We start from the raw sequence: 14057 nt of genomic DNA, 5'->3' as shown, positions 1-14057 counted from the left end.
GGAGGAAACACCATGAACGTAAGCGCTCTCGCCGACCAGTACTTCGCGATGTGGAACGCCGCCGACGCGGATCGCCGGGCCGAGATCATCGCCGGAACCTGGACCGACGACGCGACCTTCCAGGACCCGAGCTTCGAGACCACCGGTCACGACGAGCTGAACAAGCTGGTCGGCGCCGCGCAGCAGATGTTCCCGGGCCTGTCCTTCGTCCGCACCGGGGACATCGACGAGCACCACACGTACCTGCGCTGGACCTGGCACCTCAAGGCCGAGGGGCAGGAGCCGGTTGCCGGCGGCACCGACATCGTCGTCCGCGACGCCGACGGCAAGATCCAGAAGCTGATCGGTTTCCACGATTTCGCCCCGGAGCACTGAACCTTCGGGCACATCGGCCGTCGGGCTGACTTGCGACAACCGATCGGCTGATGCGGGGCGCCTCGCTCGCCGCATAGGTTGGCGGGCATGTGGAGATCGTTGGCTGGGGGACTAGCAGGGGCCGTGCTGGCGGCCGCCGTTCCGGTGAGTGCGGCGACCGCCGCGACCGGCCCGGATTGGCAGCCGTGCAAGCCGGGCGCGGTCGAGCAGTGTGCGTCGCTGACCGTGCCTCTGGACTGGTCGAAACCGCACGGCCCGACGACGAAGATCTTCGTCGCCAAGGTCCCGGCGAAGGACCAGGCACACAAGCTCGGCGCGCTCTTCTTCAACCCGGGCGGGCCGGGCGGCGCGGGCGGCTCGATCTTCGCGGCCGGCCTGGCCGACGCGTTCATGCCGCAGTTCCGCGACAGGTACGACCTGGTCAGCTTCGACCCGCGCGGTACAGGGAGCAGCAGCCAACTCGACTGCGGCCCGGTGCTGCGTCCCGGCGTGCCGGTGTTCCCGAAGACCAAGGCGCAGTACGACGCGATGGTGGCGTCGAGCCGCGCGACCGGCGAGCAATGCCTGAAGCAACACGGCGACCTGATGCGCAATCTCGATACACGCACGGTCGCGCACGATATGGACGCGATCCGTGCGGCGCTCGGCGAGGCGAAGTTCAACTACCTCGGCATCTCCTACGGGTCGTACCTGGGCACGATCTACGCACAGCAGTTCCCGAAGCGCGTGGGCCGGATGGTCCTCGACGGGATCCTCGACCACAAACTGGGTGCCACCCGCCTGACGCTCGAGGAAGCGAAGGCGATGGAGGACGGCTTCAACCGGTTCTCTGCCTGGTGCGACAAGGAGACGTCGTGCGCGTTGCACGGCCAGAACGTCGGCAAGGTGTACGACGCGGTCGTGCGCAAGGCCGACAAGACCCCGCTGACCGGACCGAACGGGCCGGTGACCGGCGACACGATCCGGCTGGCGCTGCCAAGTTTGTTGCCCTTGACATCAATGGTCTCGGACAACTGGGCGGACCTGGCGACCGCGCTGGCCAAGGCCGCGAAGGGCGACGGCACGGACTTCGCGAATCTCAGCTACCTCGGCGATCCCGAGACCGCATACGCCGCCGTGTCGTGCATGGACCTGCCCGGAGAGCTGCGTGGGTACGCCGATGCACGCGCTCGGCTCGCGCTGGCTAAGGCGGTCGCGCCACGGGTCGGCGCAGCGGTCGAGGGATGGGCGATCACGGCCGCGTGTGCCGGCTGGCCGATCCCGCCGAGCAGCCCGTGGCAGGCAACGCCGGTGCGCGGGACGGCGCCGATCCTGATCACCTCCACGCTGCACGACCCATCGACGCCAGTCGTGGGCGCACGCAGTCTGGCCCGGCAGATCGACAACAGCCGACTCCTGACCGCAGATGTTTACGGGCATACGGCGTACCTGAACTCCGCCTGTGCGCGGGACCGGATCACCGACTATCTGCTGGACGGGAAGCTGCCGACCGAGAACTGTTAAATGAGTGGAAGGCCGGCGGCCGTCGGAGCAGCATGGGCGGATGCTCACTGCCGAAGAGCTGAACGTTTTCGAGCGCGACGGGATCGTGAAGCTCCCGTCCGCGTTCTCCGCCGACGATGCCGCACGGATGCGGGACACCTTGTGGGACGAGTTGTCCGAGCGGCACGGGATGGATCGTGACGACCGGTCGACCTGGACCCCGTCGCGGCCGACCGGTTTGAAGAGTACGAAGTCGTCGCGCGCGGCGCACGCGATCCTCGGGCCGCGGGTGCGATCGGCGCTCGACGGGCTGCTGGGCGAGTGGATCGAGCCGAGGCACCAGGGCCAGGTTCTCGTCACGATGCCGGAGGGCGTGCCGTGGGTCGTCCCGCATCGCCAGTGGCACACCGACGTGGGCTTCGACGACACGCCTCAGTCCATCAAGATCTGGGCGCTGCTCGGCGACCTCGAGCCCGGTGGCGGCGGGACTCCGCAGGTCGCCGGTTCGCACAAGGTCATCGAACGCTTCCTGACCACGACCGAAGAGCGCGAGTTCAAGGCTGTGCGCGACCAGGTACTGCGCTCGGATCCGTGGTTCCGCAACCTGACGTCCGAGGAGCGCACGGTCGACCCGATGGCGGCGGCCGATCTCGACGGTCTGCCGGTGCGGGTCATCGAGCTCACCGGTCAGGCCGGGGACGTGTACCTGACGCATCCGTGGATCCTGCACTCGATCGCGGCCAACGCGGCCGACACACCCCGGATGATGCGCAGCCGCTTCATCTACAAAGCTGCGTCATCGTGACAGCGCGCTGATCAGCCTGGCGCACCGGACCGGGTCCTCGGTCAGGCCGGCCTGAAGTCCCCACAGCCAGTAGTCGACGGTCCGCCAGATCACCCAGTCGCGGGCGCGGTCCCGGTCCAGGCCGGCCTCGCGGACCGCGATATCGAAGTACGGGACGATGTCGGTCATCCGGTCGAGGTCCCACCAGAGAACGCGGCCGAGGTCGAACTCGATGTCGCCGCGGTACAGCACCGGGTCGACCATCAGCCAGGCTTCCCGGTGTCCGGCGAGGACCTGGCCGGAGTGGAAGTCGCCGTTGACTGCCGCGGTCGACGTGGTCTCGGTCGGCGCGATGTCGAGCGCCTCGCGCAGGATCGCGGCGTCGAACGGACGGCCGAGCCGCTCCCACTGCGGCTCCAGCTCGGCCGATCGCGTCGTCACGATGTCCCCGGTCGACAGCGCGTCGTCCGGTCCGGGTACGGCGATCCTTCGCATCAGCTGCCCGAGTACGGCCATCACTTCGTCGATCGGCCGTGACGTCAACGGGGTCGACAGCCGCTCGAGCAGCATCGCCCCGGCGTCGGCATCGTCGTCCCACAACTGGACCATGCCGCGGCCGTCCCACCAGTTCAGCGCCCGGACCTGCTGCGTCACGTCCTCGTCCCCGGGCAACGACATCCGCAGCGCGAGCTCCACGCAGTCCCGGACGACCGGCACGACGATCGCGTTCGACCCGTGAGCGATCGGGCCTGCGATCGCGAGGTTCCAGCGCCGGCACTGCTCGTCGACAAGGCGGGGCAGCGACTCCAGCCAGGCCTGCCCTTCGGTCCACCAGCGCGGCATTTCGAGGAACGTCCGGGGCAGCTCGATCACCCTGAAACGGTAGCGGGGCATTCGAGGGCACGCCCCTCGATTTCCAGAAGGCCTCCCCGGGAACGGAATCGCGGACCATGATGTGGGACATGGGCGGAGAGGTTGAGATTGACGGGTTGCAGTTCGACCCCGGAGTTTCCCGGCAGATCGAGTCTGTGTACACGACGCCGGACGTGGTCGAGCAGCGGCGGGTCGTCCGCGCGGCCTTGGCGTTGCGGCCGGGAGACCGGGTGCTGGACGTCGGTGTCGGACCCGGGTTGCTCGCGGAAGAGATGGCCGGCGAGGTCGGGCCGGACGGCCGGATCTGCGGGATCGACATCAGCGAGAGCATGCTGGCGATCGCGGGAACCAGGACGGACGTCCCCGGCGGGCCACGGATCGAGCTGGAGCTGGCTACGGTCAACCGGATCCCGCATCCGGCCGAGAGTTTCGACGTGGTCGTGTCGACCCAGGTCTTCGAGTACGTCGACGACGTGGCCGGCGCGCTCGAGGAGGTACGGCGGGTGCTGCGGCCGGCCGGTCGCGTCGTACTGCTCGACACCGACTGGGGATCGGTGGTGTGGCGGTCGAGTGACGACGAGCGAATGGCCCGGGTGCTGACCGCGTTCGAGGACCATCTCGCCGATCCACATCTGCCCCGGACGCTGGCCGACGTACTGGCCAAGTCCGGTTTCACACTCACCCACGAGCAGGTGGTGCCGATCCTGAACACGGCGTACGACGCGCGGACGTACAGTGCCGGGCTGATCGACATCGTTTCGGGGTTCGTGCCGGGGCACGCGGGCGTAACGGAACAGGACGCGCGCGCCTGGGCGGACGATCTGCGGAGTCTGGGGCCGAGCTACTTCTTCAGCCTGAACAGGTATCTGTTCGTCGCTTCCGCACTGTGAGACCCCGTACCCCGGCGGGTGCATCCTGGGAGAGACACACCCGCCGGGCCGGTCGTTCTCCCGCCCCTCAGTGGGAGAACTCGCGGCTCGGTGAACACCACCCATGCCCGAATGGCACTGACCGAACCGCGGGACCACCTACAGGTACCCCAAACGGTGGCTTCGCACACACCCCGGCACGCGAACCGGACGGAAAACTTCACGTTCCTCAAACCTTTACACCTAGTTACCTGACCTGGAACCCACCTACGCTGGGTTGCGATTTCGCCCGCCGGGGGTCGGCGCGCGATCGATCAGGGGGAAGGAACGGGGCAATGCCGGAAGTGTTCGACGACGAGTTGACCGACGACGAGCTGGACCAGCTGGAGGCGCTCGGCGCCGCCGAGGACGCGGAGCTGATCCTCGGCCCGGCGACCGGGGATAAAGATGCCTGAGGCAAGGATTTCCTGGCGTGGCGTCACGATGAACAAGCGAACGGTGGCGATGGTCGAGGCCGCCGAACAGCTGTACAAGTCCAAGTTCGCCATCCTGCAGGGTTCGTACAACAAGGGCGGCGTGGAGGCGTCGGCCGGCACCCACGACGGCGGCGGGGCGGTCGACATCGACGTACGGACGAAGAGCGCCGCGCAGCGGGTCGCGGTGCTGAAGGCGATGCGCGCGGTCGGGTTCGCGGCCTGGCTGCGGACGCCGGCGCAGGGCAACTGGCCGTACCACGTGCACGGGATCGCGGTCGGCGACAAGGACCTGTCCCGGGGCGCGGCGGTCCAGGTGACGGAGTACCACCGCAAGCTCAACGGGCTGGCCAACCGGGGCAAGGACGACGGGCCGCCCGGGTACTACGGGATGACCTGGGAGCTGTACCTGAAGGCACACCCGCCGAAGCAGCCGGTGCCGGACTCGACGATCTCGCTGGCCGCGATGGCGTACGCGCGGACGCACGATGCGATGACCGGCGTGTGGGGCGCGGACCGGGCCCGGGTGATCGCCTGGGCGGCGCACCCGCGCGTCGGCGCGATCACCAAGGCCGAGACGGTGCCGGCGGCGGGCGTGCCGTGGCACCTGCACTTCCAGCGGGTGATCCGGAAGGTGCAACTGCACTTCAAGCTCGAGGTCACCGGGATCTTCAACAGCTCGGTCGCCGCGGAGATGAAGCGGTACGGGTACACGATCGTCGCCTGAACAGCGTCGAACACATGGGCAAGGCCCCACCGGTAGCAGCCGGTGGGGCCTTGTTGGTCCACTACCGCCCGGGCATCCCCGGTGCAGCTGTGGAGGTGGAGAGCGGAACCGACGCCGATGCAGGGGTCAAGACGTCAGCTCCGCTTGTCTATGGAGTTGTCACTATCGAGTCGACCGTCCAGACCTGCGCCTGGTGGAACTCGAGGTGCTGGCGCAGCGCCGCCGGAGCGCCGTTGTCCACGCCGAGGTGGTTCATGGTCGGTACGACGACCGCCCGGACATCGGACCGCTTCACTTCGTCGAGCAGGGCGTGGAACGCAGCTGACTCGGCCGCATCGCGCTCGGTGTAGACGGTGCCGAGGGTGAATCCCTCCGCGCTGGCGAATGCGGCGAGTGAATCGGTTGCCGCGGCCAGCTCCTCCGCGCAGCTCAGCGCGTCGGCCCGTACGTACCCGAGCAGCGTCGGCCGGGTGGTCATCGTTCTGCCGTGTCCACCAGCACCGGCTCGCTCGTCACCCGGAGGGAGGCGAACCGCCGACGCATGGCTTCCTCGTACTGCCCCGCCTGCTCCACGTTCGTGGTGTGGTCCGCGATCGGGTGAGCGCCGAACCAGACCCGCACCCGACGGTGCGTTGCGGGGGTCTCCAGCGTCTCGGTCATCGCGGTTCCTTCAGCAGTGTGTGGTGTGCCCCGAACGGCTTTGTTCGGCGCTGAGTAAAGAACACAACATCGGCGGGGCCCTTCGGAACAGTTTGGAAGGGACCTTTACAGAGGCCTAACGCAGAGTAGGGAAACCCTACGAACCTGCAGGTCAACGGCCTCTCCGGCCGGTACCCCGGGGTCAGGAAATCATGTCAAGAATGTTTGCAGCAATGTGCCGATAACGATTCGGAGACGCCCCGGGCATTCAATCAGAACTAAAATCTATGACGTCCTGCTAACCCTTTGCACTGATTCGCTCACGCATTGAATGTGCCCGGCCGGGTGAAGCTTGCGGGATGGCGCGGTACGACGATCAGCGTGAGGACCGCGGCGCAGACGGCCAGTGCCGCGATGAGGTTCAGGGCGACGGGTAGCTGGAGGATCAGCGTCATCGCAGGGGCGGCGAGGGCGCCGATCAGCAGGGCGAGCGAGTCGGCGGCGAAGAAGAGTGCGCCGATGCTCGCCAGGACGGCGGTCGGCGCTGTCCGTTGAATGGTGGTCTCGACGGTGATGAGCAGAATGCTGCCGGGCAGGCCGATCAGAACTGCTGCGGCGACGGCCAGTGGGGCGTTCGGCGCATTGAACAGTGCGAAGTACGCCAGGGCCGTGGCGAATTGGGTCAGGGTGAGTAGTTCGCGGGTGCCGAGGAGTCGGGCGGCCCTCGTGCTGAGGGCGGCGCCGATGAGGTATCCGGCGCCGAGGCCGGAGATCAGGTAGCCGACGACGTACCCGGCGGAGTGCAGGCGGTCGACGGTGAACGGCACCAGCAGCGCAGTCAGGCCGGCGTTCGCGGTGAGGAAGACGGTCTGGCCGAGGAGGATGCCGCGGAGCGCTCGATGGTTGATGACGGCGCGGAGTCCTTCGAGCGGTCGCGGCGGTACGCCGGTGGCCGGGTGCCGACGCGTGCGCACCGTCGCGATTGTTGCCGCTGACAACAAGTAGCTGATGATGTCGACGATCAGTACGAACTTGATCCCGGGTCCCGCCAGCAGGAGCGCGCCGAGCGGTGGTGCCGCCAGCCTTGTTGCGCTGCCGGTGACGGCGTTGATGGCGTTGGCTTTCGCGAGTTCGCTGCCAGTGCCGACGACGGCCGGGAGCAGGGCGCGTACGGCGGGCCGGAAGACCGTGGTCGCGGTGTTCTCGAGCAGGATCGCGAGGTAGATCAGCCAGACGTGGTCCCGGTCGGCGAACAGGATCAACCCGACCGCGGCGGCGCTGGCGAGATCCGCGATCCACATCGCCCGCGCCAGGTCCCAGCGATCGAGCAGTACGCCGGCCCAGGGGCCGATCAGCAACGCCGGAAGGGCTTCGAGGGCCAAGGCCAGTCCGGTCGCGACTGCCGACCCGGTCAACGCGAACACGTAGAACGGGATCGCCACGATCAGCAGCCAGGACCCGATGCCCGACACCGCGCCGCTGAACCAGAGCCTCCGGAAATCTCTCACGTCGCCGGAATCTATCCTCTGGGAATAGACATGAGCAAGAGTTTTCTGTGAAGATATCTCCCATGGAGTTGGGTGACGTACTGCGCGACCGTCGCAAGGCGGCCGGGCGAACCATCGCGTCGGTGGCCGTCGACGCCGGTCTGTCCGTCCCGTACATCGCGAACCTGGAGAACGGACGGGGTAACCCGACAGTCGCCGCGCTGGATCGGCTGGCGACGGCGCTCGGGGCGCAGCTCGAGGTGCGGATCGGGGACTCGGAGCCGGCTGCTCCGGTGTCGGTTGGGTCCGAGTTGCTGGCCGGGTCCGAGCGGGCTGAGTCGGTTGTCGCGTTGCTCGCCGGCGGCGCTGGAGCTGCTCGAGCCGGTGGGTCGGCTGGAGCGGCGGGATCTGCGGGGTCGGCTGGAGGCGGTGGGGTTGGTGGGGTTGGTCGGGGCAGGTCTCGGGCGGCGGTTCGCCGTGATCTGGTTGCGGCGCTCGACTCGCTCGCGGTCGTGCTCGGTCGCCCGCCGAGCGCGGCCGACCTGAGCCGATTCCTCGACCTGCTCCAGCTCGCGCAATCAGGTCGCGGGCTGTGATCGGCGCACCGTAGGGTCCGGGGCATGGACATCGGTGCGCGGATCGCCGCGGCTCAGTTGACCGGTTCGGCGCGCTTGAAGCGGCAGGTGATCGCCGGGCCGCTGGCCGGCATGTTGCACGACAACGACGCCTGGTACCTGTCCGGCGTACTCGCCGCCGAGCCCGGGCAGCCGTTCGACCCGGACGAGATCCCATGGGCGATCGAAACGATCCGCCAGGCGTTCGCCGCCGAAGGGCGCTGGGTACACGCGGAGTTCGTCGAGGAGGCGAATTCCGGCCTGGCAGAGGCGCTCGAGGCCCAGGGGATGACGATCGTGTCGCACCTCCCGCTGCTTGTCGTCGAGCCTCGTGAGCTGGTCGTCCCGCCACTGCCGGCTGGTACGACGGTGCAGGTGGTGTCGTCGCCGGAGGAGCAGTCCGTCGCGAACGCGGTCGGCGCCGAGGCGTACGAGATGGATGGCGCCGACTTCCCGTACAAGCCCGATGCCGCGGACGGCGGAGCGGTCGTCGTTTACGTGGACGACGTACCAGCGGCTACTGCAGCCTGGACGGCTGTCGCCGACGAGGTCTCGGAGGTCGCCGGCGTGGGCACGATCCACAGCCACCGCCGCCGTGGCTTGGGCGCCATCGCCACCGCCTACGCGACCCAGATCGCATTCGACCTCGGCCGCGCGACCCTGGCGTGGCTGACACCCGGCGACGACGGAGCCGACCGCATCTACCGCCGCCTCGGCTACAAACCCCAAGCCACAGCCGTCCACTTGGGTGATCCCGGCGAGCACCTGGCCGACCTCCGCTGACTCCTGCCTAACGACAGGAGGTAGTGCTGTTTCCAGCTCTACCGGCGGCTGAGTTGAGCCTGCGCCCGGGCTCCGGGGTCGACTACCTCCTGTCGTTAGCGTTCGGTCAGGGCTGGAGTAGCCGACTGATGCTGGCGTGGAGGGCCGTGGTCGCCTTCTTGGCCGGGAGGCGGCCGGTGGACACCGACTCGCCGGCCGTGTGGCCGAGGGCGATCAGCGCCATGACCAGCCAGTCGGCGGAGAATTCCCGGGTGATTTCCCCGGCCCGCTGACCGCGGCGAATCAGCCGGCCGAGTCGCTCGATCACCGGGTCGTGCCGGTCGTCCGGGCCGGGCGTTTGGGGTAGGTGGAGGAGCAGGGGGTGTTGTTCGAAACCCTGCCAGCTCAGGTCGATCAACTGCAGCAACTTGTCCAGCGCCGGGCCTTGGTCGAGGTCGAGCGCGTCGATCGCCGTCAGCATTTCGCGGGTGAGCTCGTCGACGACGGCACTGAGGAGTACGTCGCGGGACGGGAAGTGTGCGTACACCGTCTGCCGCGTGACGCCGGCCGCTTCGGCAACGCGCTCGAGGCCCGCGTCGATCCGCTCGTCGAGCACGGTGACAGCGGCGGCGAGGATCGCGGTCCGGCTCCGGTCCGCGTCGGCGCGGCGGCGTCGTACGGGCTTGTTCTCTGACACCTTGTAAAGGTTACCGGAGAGGCTTATCTTTGACGGTATGTCAGATTTAAGCGCACGGGAGTTCGTCGCGGACTTCTTCGGCTCGTTCACCCGCGAGGTGGTCGCGGGCGGCGATGCCGCAGCGGTCGTGGACCGGTACTACACGCCCGACATCGAACAGATCGCCGACGGGATCACGCTCGACCGGCAACGCCTGATCGACCATCTCCGCCCGCTCCGGAAGAACCTGGTCTCCTGCTCGTACGACGTCCACGAGGCGATCCGCACCGAGGACCGGGTGGCCGCGCGGTTCACGATCCACGCCGAACTGCGGCGCGGGCGGACCATCTCGACCGAGGTCTACCTCTTCGGCGAGGTGGCACCTGACGGACGAATCCGTCGTACCACGCAGGCCACGCGCGACGTGAGCGCGTCATGACGACGTTCCGCGTGCTCGGGATGACCTGCGCGCACTGCGTCGGCTTCGTCACCGAGGAACTCGAGGCATTGCCCGGCGTCGACGCGGTCACGGTCGATCTGGTGACCGGGATGGTTGCCCTGTCTGCAGATCGCGTTGTCGAATCCGACGCGATCCGCGCCGCGGTCGAAGCCGCCGGCTACGAGTTCGCGCCCTGAGCCGTACTGCGGTATGTCAGGAGCGCGACGCCGCTTTCGAACCGGGTGCAGTTGCTGAGGGTCAGCGTTTGTGGTGAGCCGTTGGGGAACAGGCGGCGGCCGGCGGCCACCACCGTCGGGTAGACGAACAGGCGGTACTCGTCGACAAGGTCGGCGGCGACCAGCTGATGGGTGAGGTCGATGCTGCCGGTGCAGACGATGTCGCTGCCGGCGGTGGCCTTCAGGCGGCGTACGTCGTCGAGACCGCGCAGGATCGTGGTCGGCTGCCAGTCGGGATCCTGCAGGCTCGAGCTGACGACGTACTTCTGGACCTGGTTGAGGTACGCCGAGACGCCGGTCGGGTCGTCCGTCTGGGCGGGCTAGTAGCCGCGCATCTGCTCGAACGTCACGCGGCCGGTGAGAAACGCGTCGGCTCGCTCCATCTGCTTGCGCAGCGTCTCGAGCACCTCCGGGCCGCCGTCGGCCGGCCCGAACCAGTCACCCGCCTCGATCACGCCGTCGACGGTGATGTTCTGGGTGACGATCAGGTCGCGCATCAGACTCCTCCTGGTGGGATTCATCTGGTACGTCGGAACCGGTCGTCACCCTTCGACATCAGCGGACCGTGAAACCTGCGTTCCGGAACGCCTCGGCGAGCGAGGTCTCGTCCATCGGGGTCTCGGACTGCTTACCGCCACGCCCCTGACCGCCCTGGCCCGGCCCGCGGTTCCCACCGCGACCGCCCTGGCCACCTTGACCACCGCGACCTTGCTCGCCCGAGCCGCCACGCCCTGGTCCGCCCTGGCCGCGACCGCCTTGGCCGGAACCACCACGGCCGCCTTGACCGCCTTGGCCGCCGCTCTGACCGCGGCTTTGCCCGCGACCGCCCTGACCGCCCTGGCCTCCTGCTTGGCCTTGGCGGGAGCCTCGGTCGCCGGGGCGTCCGCCGCCGGCTCCCGGCTCGTCGTCCAGGCGCAGCGTGAGGGAGATTCGCTGGCGCGGGATGTCGACCTCGAGCACCTTCACCTTGACGATGTCGCCGGGCTTGACCACCTCGCGCGGGTCCTTGACGAAGTTCTTCGACAGCGCGGACACGTGGGCCAACCCGTCCTGGTGCACGCCGATGTCGATGAACGCGCCGAACGCGGCCACGTTGGTGACCTGACCCTCCAGCCGCATCCCCGGCTTCAGGTCGGCGATCTTGTCCACACCCTCGGCGAACACCGCGGTCTTGAACGCCGGCCGCGGGTCCCGCCCCGGCTTCTCCAGCTCGGCCAGGATGTCCGTGACGGTCGGCAGACCGAACATGTCGTCGACGAAGTCGGCCGCCTTCAGCCGCTTCAGCTCCGACGACCCGATCAGCGACTTCACATCCGACCCGGTCGCGTCGAGGATCCGGCGTACGACCGGGTATGCCTCCGGGTGCACGCTCGAGGTGTCGAGCGGGTCGTCGCCGTCGGGGATCCGGAGGAACCCGGCAGCCTGCTCGAACGCCTTCGGTCCGAGGCGCGCGACCTCGCGCAGCGCCGTACGCGACTTGAACGGGCCGTTGACGTCGCGGTGCTGGACGATGTTGTCGGCCAGCCCCGGCGTGATGCCGGAGACCCGGGTGAGCAGCGGCGCGGAGGCGGTGTTGAGGTCGACGCCGACCGCGTTCACACAGTCCTCGACGACCGCGTCGAGCGAGCGGGACAGCGAGTTCTCCGGGAGGTCGTGCTGGTACTGGCCGACGCCGATCGACTTCGGGTCGATCTTCACCAACTCGGCCAGCGGGTCCTGCAGGCGGCGCGCGATCGAGACCGCGCCGCGCAGCGACACGTCCATGCCGGGCAATTCCTGGGACGCGAACGCCGACGCGGAGTACACCGAGGCGCCCGCCTCGCTGACCACGGCCTTGGTGAGCTTGAGCTCGGGGTGCTTGGCGATCAGTTCGCCGGCCAGCTTGTCCGTCTCGCGCGACGCCGTACCGTTGCCGATGGCAATGAGTTCGACGTTGTGCGCGGCGGCGAGCGCGGCCAGCGTGGCGATCGACTTGTCCCACTGGTTCTGCGGGACGTGCGGGTAGATGACGCCGGTGTTGACGACCTTGCCGGTGGCGTCGACGACCGCGACCTTCACGCCGGTGCGGAAGCCCGGGTCGAGGCCCATCGTCGCGCGGGTGCCGGCCGGGGCGGCCAGCAGCAGGTCGCGCAGGTTGGCCGCGAACACCCGGATCGCCTCGTCCTCGGCGACCTGCCGCAACCGCATCCGCAGATCGATGCCGAGGTGCACGAGGATCTTCGTCCGCCAGGCCCAGCGGACCGTCTCGACCAGCCACTTGTCGGCCGGGCGGCCCTGGTTGTCGACGCCGACCTTGCGGGCGATGGTCGTCTCGTACTCCGTCGGTCCGTCGACCTCGACGCCCGCGGGCAGCGGCTCGACCGAGACCGTCAGCACGTCCTCCTTCTCGCCGCGGAACAGCGCGAGGATCCGGTGCGACGGCATCTTCGTGAACGGCTCGTCGAAGTCGAAGTAGTCCGAGAACTTGGCGCCGTCGGTCTCCTTGCCCTCCCGCACGGCGGAGGCCAACCGGCCCTGCTCCCACAGGCGCTCACGGAGCTCACCGATCAAATCGGCGTCCTCGGCGAACCGCTCGACCAGGATCGCGCGGGCGCCGTCGAGGGCGGCCTGCGGGTCGGGTACCTCGGCGTTCACGAACACCGCGGCCGCGGCGAACGGCTCGACGTCCGGGTCGGACATCAGCCCGTCGGCGAGCGGCTCGAGACCGTTCTCCCGGGCGATCATCGCCTTGGTCCGGCGCTTGGGCTTGAACGGCAGGTAGATGTCCTCGAGCCGGGACTTGGTGTCCGCGGCGAGGATCTGCTCCTTCAGCGCGTCGTCGAGCTTGCCCTGGCTCTCGATCGACTCGAGCACGGTCTGCCGGCGCTCCTCGAGCTCCCGCAGATACCGCAGCCGCTCCTCGAGCGTGCGCAACTGCGCGTCGTCGAGCTCTCCGGTGACCTCTTTGCGGTACCGCGCGATGAACGGCACGGTAGACCCCTCGTCGAGCAGCCCGACCGCCGCCCGCACCTGGTTCTCACCCACCTCGAGCTCATCCGCGATCCGCCGCTCGATCGACTGCACCACCACTGTCCGATTCCCCTCTACCGACAAACCCGCCGAACATTCTGCCCCGACGAGGCTCCATATCCTTCCCCATCCCACCCCCCACCCCGAAACCAGATCCCTCACCCTGTGGACAACCTCGTGCGATCATCGCTCCGGGGAGGAACATATGGGGCAGTTCACCAGGTACGTCGAGGGCACGACGAGACCGCCGCGCATCCTGAGCCGGCTCTTGCTGCTCACGCTCGCGGGCGCGTCGGTGGTCGGTGCCGTCCGGCATCCAACGCTGGACCTTGTGGCGCGAGCCGCCATCCTGGTTGTGTTTGCAGTCTTGGGCATGGTGCCGTTCGCCCAGGATGGTCGCCTCGACACCTGGCTCGAAGCCCGTCAGCCGCTGGGTCACCTCATGGCGTTCGCCGTCATCGGCGGCAGTGGCTTCGTCTTCCTCAGCTACTTCCTCAGCACCGTGAAGAGCGCACTCATCGCGCTCGCGATAGGCGCGCTCGCCACGGTGGCAGGCCTAGGCAGGCGGCGCCGTACCTGACGAACTCCCCGCGACCGGGTGGTCGCCGGGGA

The 14057-nt window shown here is 68.5% G+C and carries 18 protein-coding genes; 10 read left to right on the top strand and 8 right to left on the bottom strand.

The features are described 5' to 3' along the window. Positions 1-12 precede the first annotated feature (12 nt). From ABT313_RS16015 to ABT313_RS16005, 3 genes are all read left to right on the top strand, one after another. A complete protein-coding gene (locus ABT313_RS16015; protein ID WP_350853357.1) occupies positions 13-375 on the top strand; it encodes a nuclear transport factor 2 family protein in 363 nt (120 codons plus the stop codon). An 87-nt stretch (positions 376-462) separates the two neighbouring features. Further along, the gene (locus ABT313_RS16010) at positions 463-1878 is read left to right on the top strand and encodes an alpha/beta hydrolase (protein ID WP_350853354.1); all 1416 of its coding nucleotides are present in this window, start codon (positions 463-465) and stop codon (positions 1876-1878) included. A gap of 40 nt (positions 1879-1918) precedes the next feature. Continuing rightward, positions 1919-2662 carry a phytanoyl-CoA dioxygenase family protein gene (locus ABT313_RS16005; protein ID WP_350853351.1) on the top strand — a complete coding sequence of 248 codons (744 nt, stop codon included), beginning with the start codon at positions 1919-1921 and terminating at the stop codon, positions 2660-2662. Here ABT313_RS16005 and ABT313_RS16000 read toward each other — a convergent pair. Further along, positions 2654-3514: an aminoglycoside phosphotransferase family protein gene (locus tag ABT313_RS16000; RefSeq protein WP_350853348.1), complete on the bottom strand. Its 861-nt coding sequence runs from the start codon at positions 3512-3514 to the stop codon at positions 2654-2656. The two genes, ABT313_RS16005 and ABT313_RS16000, sit on opposite strands and share 9 nt — an antisense overlap. An 89-nt stretch (positions 3515-3603) precedes the next feature. Between ABT313_RS16000 and ABT313_RS15995 the strand changes: the two genes are divergently transcribed. Next, on the top strand, positions 3604-4404 hold the full coding sequence (locus tag ABT313_RS15995; protein WP_350853345.1) for a methyltransferase domain-containing protein: 801 nt from the start codon (positions 3604-3606) through the stop codon (positions 4402-4404). A 462-nt stretch (positions 4405-4866) separates the two neighbouring features. Next, a complete protein-coding gene (locus ABT313_RS15990; protein ID WP_350853342.1) occupies positions 4867-5583 on the top strand; it encodes a hypothetical protein in 717 nt (238 codons plus the stop codon). A 148-nt stretch (positions 5584-5731) separates the two neighbouring features. On the opposite strand, the gene ABT313_RS15985 is transcribed toward ABT313_RS15990, so the two are convergent. From ABT313_RS15985 to ABT313_RS15975, 3 genes are all read right to left on the bottom strand, one after another. After that, positions 5732-6061, bottom strand: coding sequence for a hypothetical protein (locus ABT313_RS15985; protein ID WP_350853339.1), 330 nt, complete (start codon positions 6059-6061; stop codon positions 5732-5734). Continuing rightward, entirely contained in the window at positions 6058-6243 is a 186-nt protein-coding gene (locus ABT313_RS15980; RefSeq protein WP_134106088.1) for a hypothetical protein, read from the bottom strand. The genes ABT313_RS15985 and ABT313_RS15980 overlap by 4 nt, the downstream gene beginning before the upstream one ends. A 299-nt stretch (positions 6244-6542) precedes the next feature. Next, positions 6543-7730: an MFS transporter gene (locus ABT313_RS15975; RefSeq protein WP_350853335.1), complete on the bottom strand. Its 1188-nt coding sequence runs from the start codon at positions 7728-7730 to the stop codon at positions 6543-6545. A 62-nt stretch (positions 7731-7792) separates the two neighbouring features. Here ABT313_RS15975 and ABT313_RS15970 point away from each other — a divergent pair, with 62 nt between their 5' ends. Then, the gene (locus tag ABT313_RS15970; RefSeq protein WP_350853332.1) at positions 7793-8305 is read left to right on the top strand and encodes a helix-turn-helix domain-containing protein; all 513 of its coding nucleotides are present in this window, start codon (positions 7793-7795) and stop codon (positions 8303-8305) included. Positions 8306-8329: 24 nt separating this feature from the next. After that, positions 8330-9106 carry a GNAT family N-acetyltransferase gene (locus ABT313_RS15965; RefSeq protein ID WP_350853329.1) on the top strand — a complete coding sequence of 259 codons (777 nt, stop codon included), beginning with the start codon at positions 8330-8332 and terminating at the stop codon, positions 9104-9106. A 106-nt stretch (positions 9107-9212) separates the two neighbouring features. Here ABT313_RS15965 and ABT313_RS15960 read toward each other — a convergent pair whose 3' ends face one another. Then, on the bottom strand, positions 9213-9782 hold the full coding sequence (locus ABT313_RS15960) for a TetR/AcrR family transcriptional regulator (RefSeq protein ID WP_350853326.1): 570 nt from the start codon (positions 9780-9782) through the stop codon (positions 9213-9215). Between the two features lie 37 nt (positions 9783-9819). Here ABT313_RS15960 and ABT313_RS15955 point away from each other — a divergent pair, with 37 nt between their 5' ends. Further along, entirely contained in the window at positions 9820-10200 is a 381-nt protein-coding gene (locus ABT313_RS15955; RefSeq protein WP_350853323.1) for a nuclear transport factor 2 family protein, read from the top strand. Further along, on the top strand, positions 10197-10397 hold the full coding sequence (locus tag ABT313_RS15950; protein WP_350853320.1) for a heavy-metal-associated domain-containing protein: 201 nt from the start codon (positions 10197-10199) through the stop codon (positions 10395-10397). The genes ABT313_RS15955 and ABT313_RS15950 overlap by 4 nt, the downstream gene beginning before the upstream one ends. Here the strand turns inward: ABT313_RS15950 and ABT313_RS15945 are convergent. The 3 genes from ABT313_RS15945 to ABT313_RS15935 form a co-directional block, all read right to left on the bottom strand. Further along, positions 10379-10681 carry a dihydrofolate reductase family protein gene (locus ABT313_RS15945; RefSeq protein ID WP_350855119.1) on the bottom strand — a complete coding sequence of 101 codons (303 nt, stop codon included), beginning with the start codon at positions 10679-10681 and terminating at the stop codon, positions 10379-10381. The genes ABT313_RS15950 and ABT313_RS15945 overlap by 19 nt on opposite strands. A 75-nt stretch (positions 10682-10756) precedes the next feature. Next, complete coding sequence (locus ABT313_RS15940) at positions 10757-10933, bottom strand: dihydrofolate reductase family protein (RefSeq protein ID WP_350853317.1); 177 nt, start codon at positions 10931-10933, stop codon at positions 10757-10759. Between the two features lie 58 nt (positions 10934-10991). Continuing rightward, positions 10992-13505 carry a Tex family protein gene (locus ABT313_RS15935; RefSeq protein ID WP_350853314.1) on the bottom strand — a complete coding sequence of 838 codons (2514 nt, stop codon included), beginning with the start codon at positions 13503-13505 and terminating at the stop codon, positions 10992-10994. 145 nt (positions 13506-13650) lie between these two features. Between ABT313_RS15935 and ABT313_RS15930 the strand changes: the two genes are divergently transcribed. Further along, entirely contained in the window at positions 13651-14025 is a 375-nt protein-coding gene (locus ABT313_RS15930) for a hypothetical protein (RefSeq protein ID WP_350853311.1), read from the top strand. The last annotated feature ends 32 nt before the right edge of the window (positions 14026-14057 follow it).

The sequence above is a fragment of the Kribbella sp. NPDC000426 genome (assembly GCF_040300265.1).
Classification (GTDB): Bacteria; Actinomycetota; Actinomycetes; order Propionibacteriales; family Kribbellaceae; genus Kribbella.
The sequence above is the reverse complement of the archived record's forward strand: the minus strand, read 5'-3'. Positions and strand labels throughout refer to the sequence as shown.

Excerpts from the sequence above, each read along its gene's own strand:
- ABT313_RS16015 (WP_350853357.1), top strand. The coding sequence starts at position 13 with ATGAACGTAAGCGCTCTCGCCGACCAGTACTTCGCGATGTGGAACGCC.
- ABT313_RS16005 (WP_350853351.1), top strand. The coding sequence starts at position 1,919 with ATGCTCACTGCCGAAGAGCTGAACGTTTTCGAGCGCGACGGGATCGTG.
- ABT313_RS15955 (WP_350853323.1), top strand. The coding sequence starts at position 9,820 with ATGTCAGATTTAAGCGCACGGGAGTTCGTCGCGGACTTCTTCGGCTCG.
- ABT313_RS15940 (WP_350853317.1), bottom strand. The coding sequence starts at position 10,933 with ATGCGCGACCTGATCGTCACCCAGAACATCACCGTCGACGGCGTGATC.
- ABT313_RS15965 (WP_350853329.1), top strand. The coding sequence starts at position 8,330 with ATGGACATCGGTGCGCGGATCGCCGCGGCTCAGTTGACCGGTTCGGCG.
- ABT313_RS15995 (WP_350853345.1), top strand. The coding sequence starts at position 3,604 with ATGGGCGGAGAGGTTGAGATTGACGGGTTGCAGTTCGACCCCGGAGTT.
- ABT313_RS15990 (WP_350853342.1), top strand. The coding sequence starts at position 4,867 with ATGAACAAGCGAACGGTGGCGATGGTCGAGGCCGCCGAACAGCTGTAC.
- ABT313_RS15985 (WP_350853339.1), bottom strand. The coding sequence starts at position 6,061 with ATGACCACCCGGCCGACGCTGCTCGGGTACGTACGGGCCGACGCGCTG.
- ABT313_RS15970 (WP_350853332.1), top strand. The coding sequence starts at position 7,793 with ATGGAGTTGGGTGACGTACTGCGCGACCGTCGCAAGGCGGCCGGGCGA.
- ABT313_RS15930 (WP_350853311.1), top strand. The coding sequence starts at position 13,651 with ATGGGGCAGTTCACCAGGTACGTCGAGGGCACGACGAGACCGCCGCGC.
- ABT313_RS15980 (WP_134106088.1), bottom strand. The coding sequence starts at position 6,243 with ATGACCGAGACGCTGGAGACCCCCGCAACGCACCGTCGGGTGCGGGTC.
- ABT313_RS15950 (WP_350853320.1), top strand. The coding sequence starts at position 10,197 with ATGACGACGTTCCGCGTGCTCGGGATGACCTGCGCGCACTGCGTCGGC.
- ABT313_RS16010 (WP_350853354.1), top strand. The coding sequence starts at position 463 with ATGTGGAGATCGTTGGCTGGGGGACTAGCAGGGGCCGTGCTGGCGGCC.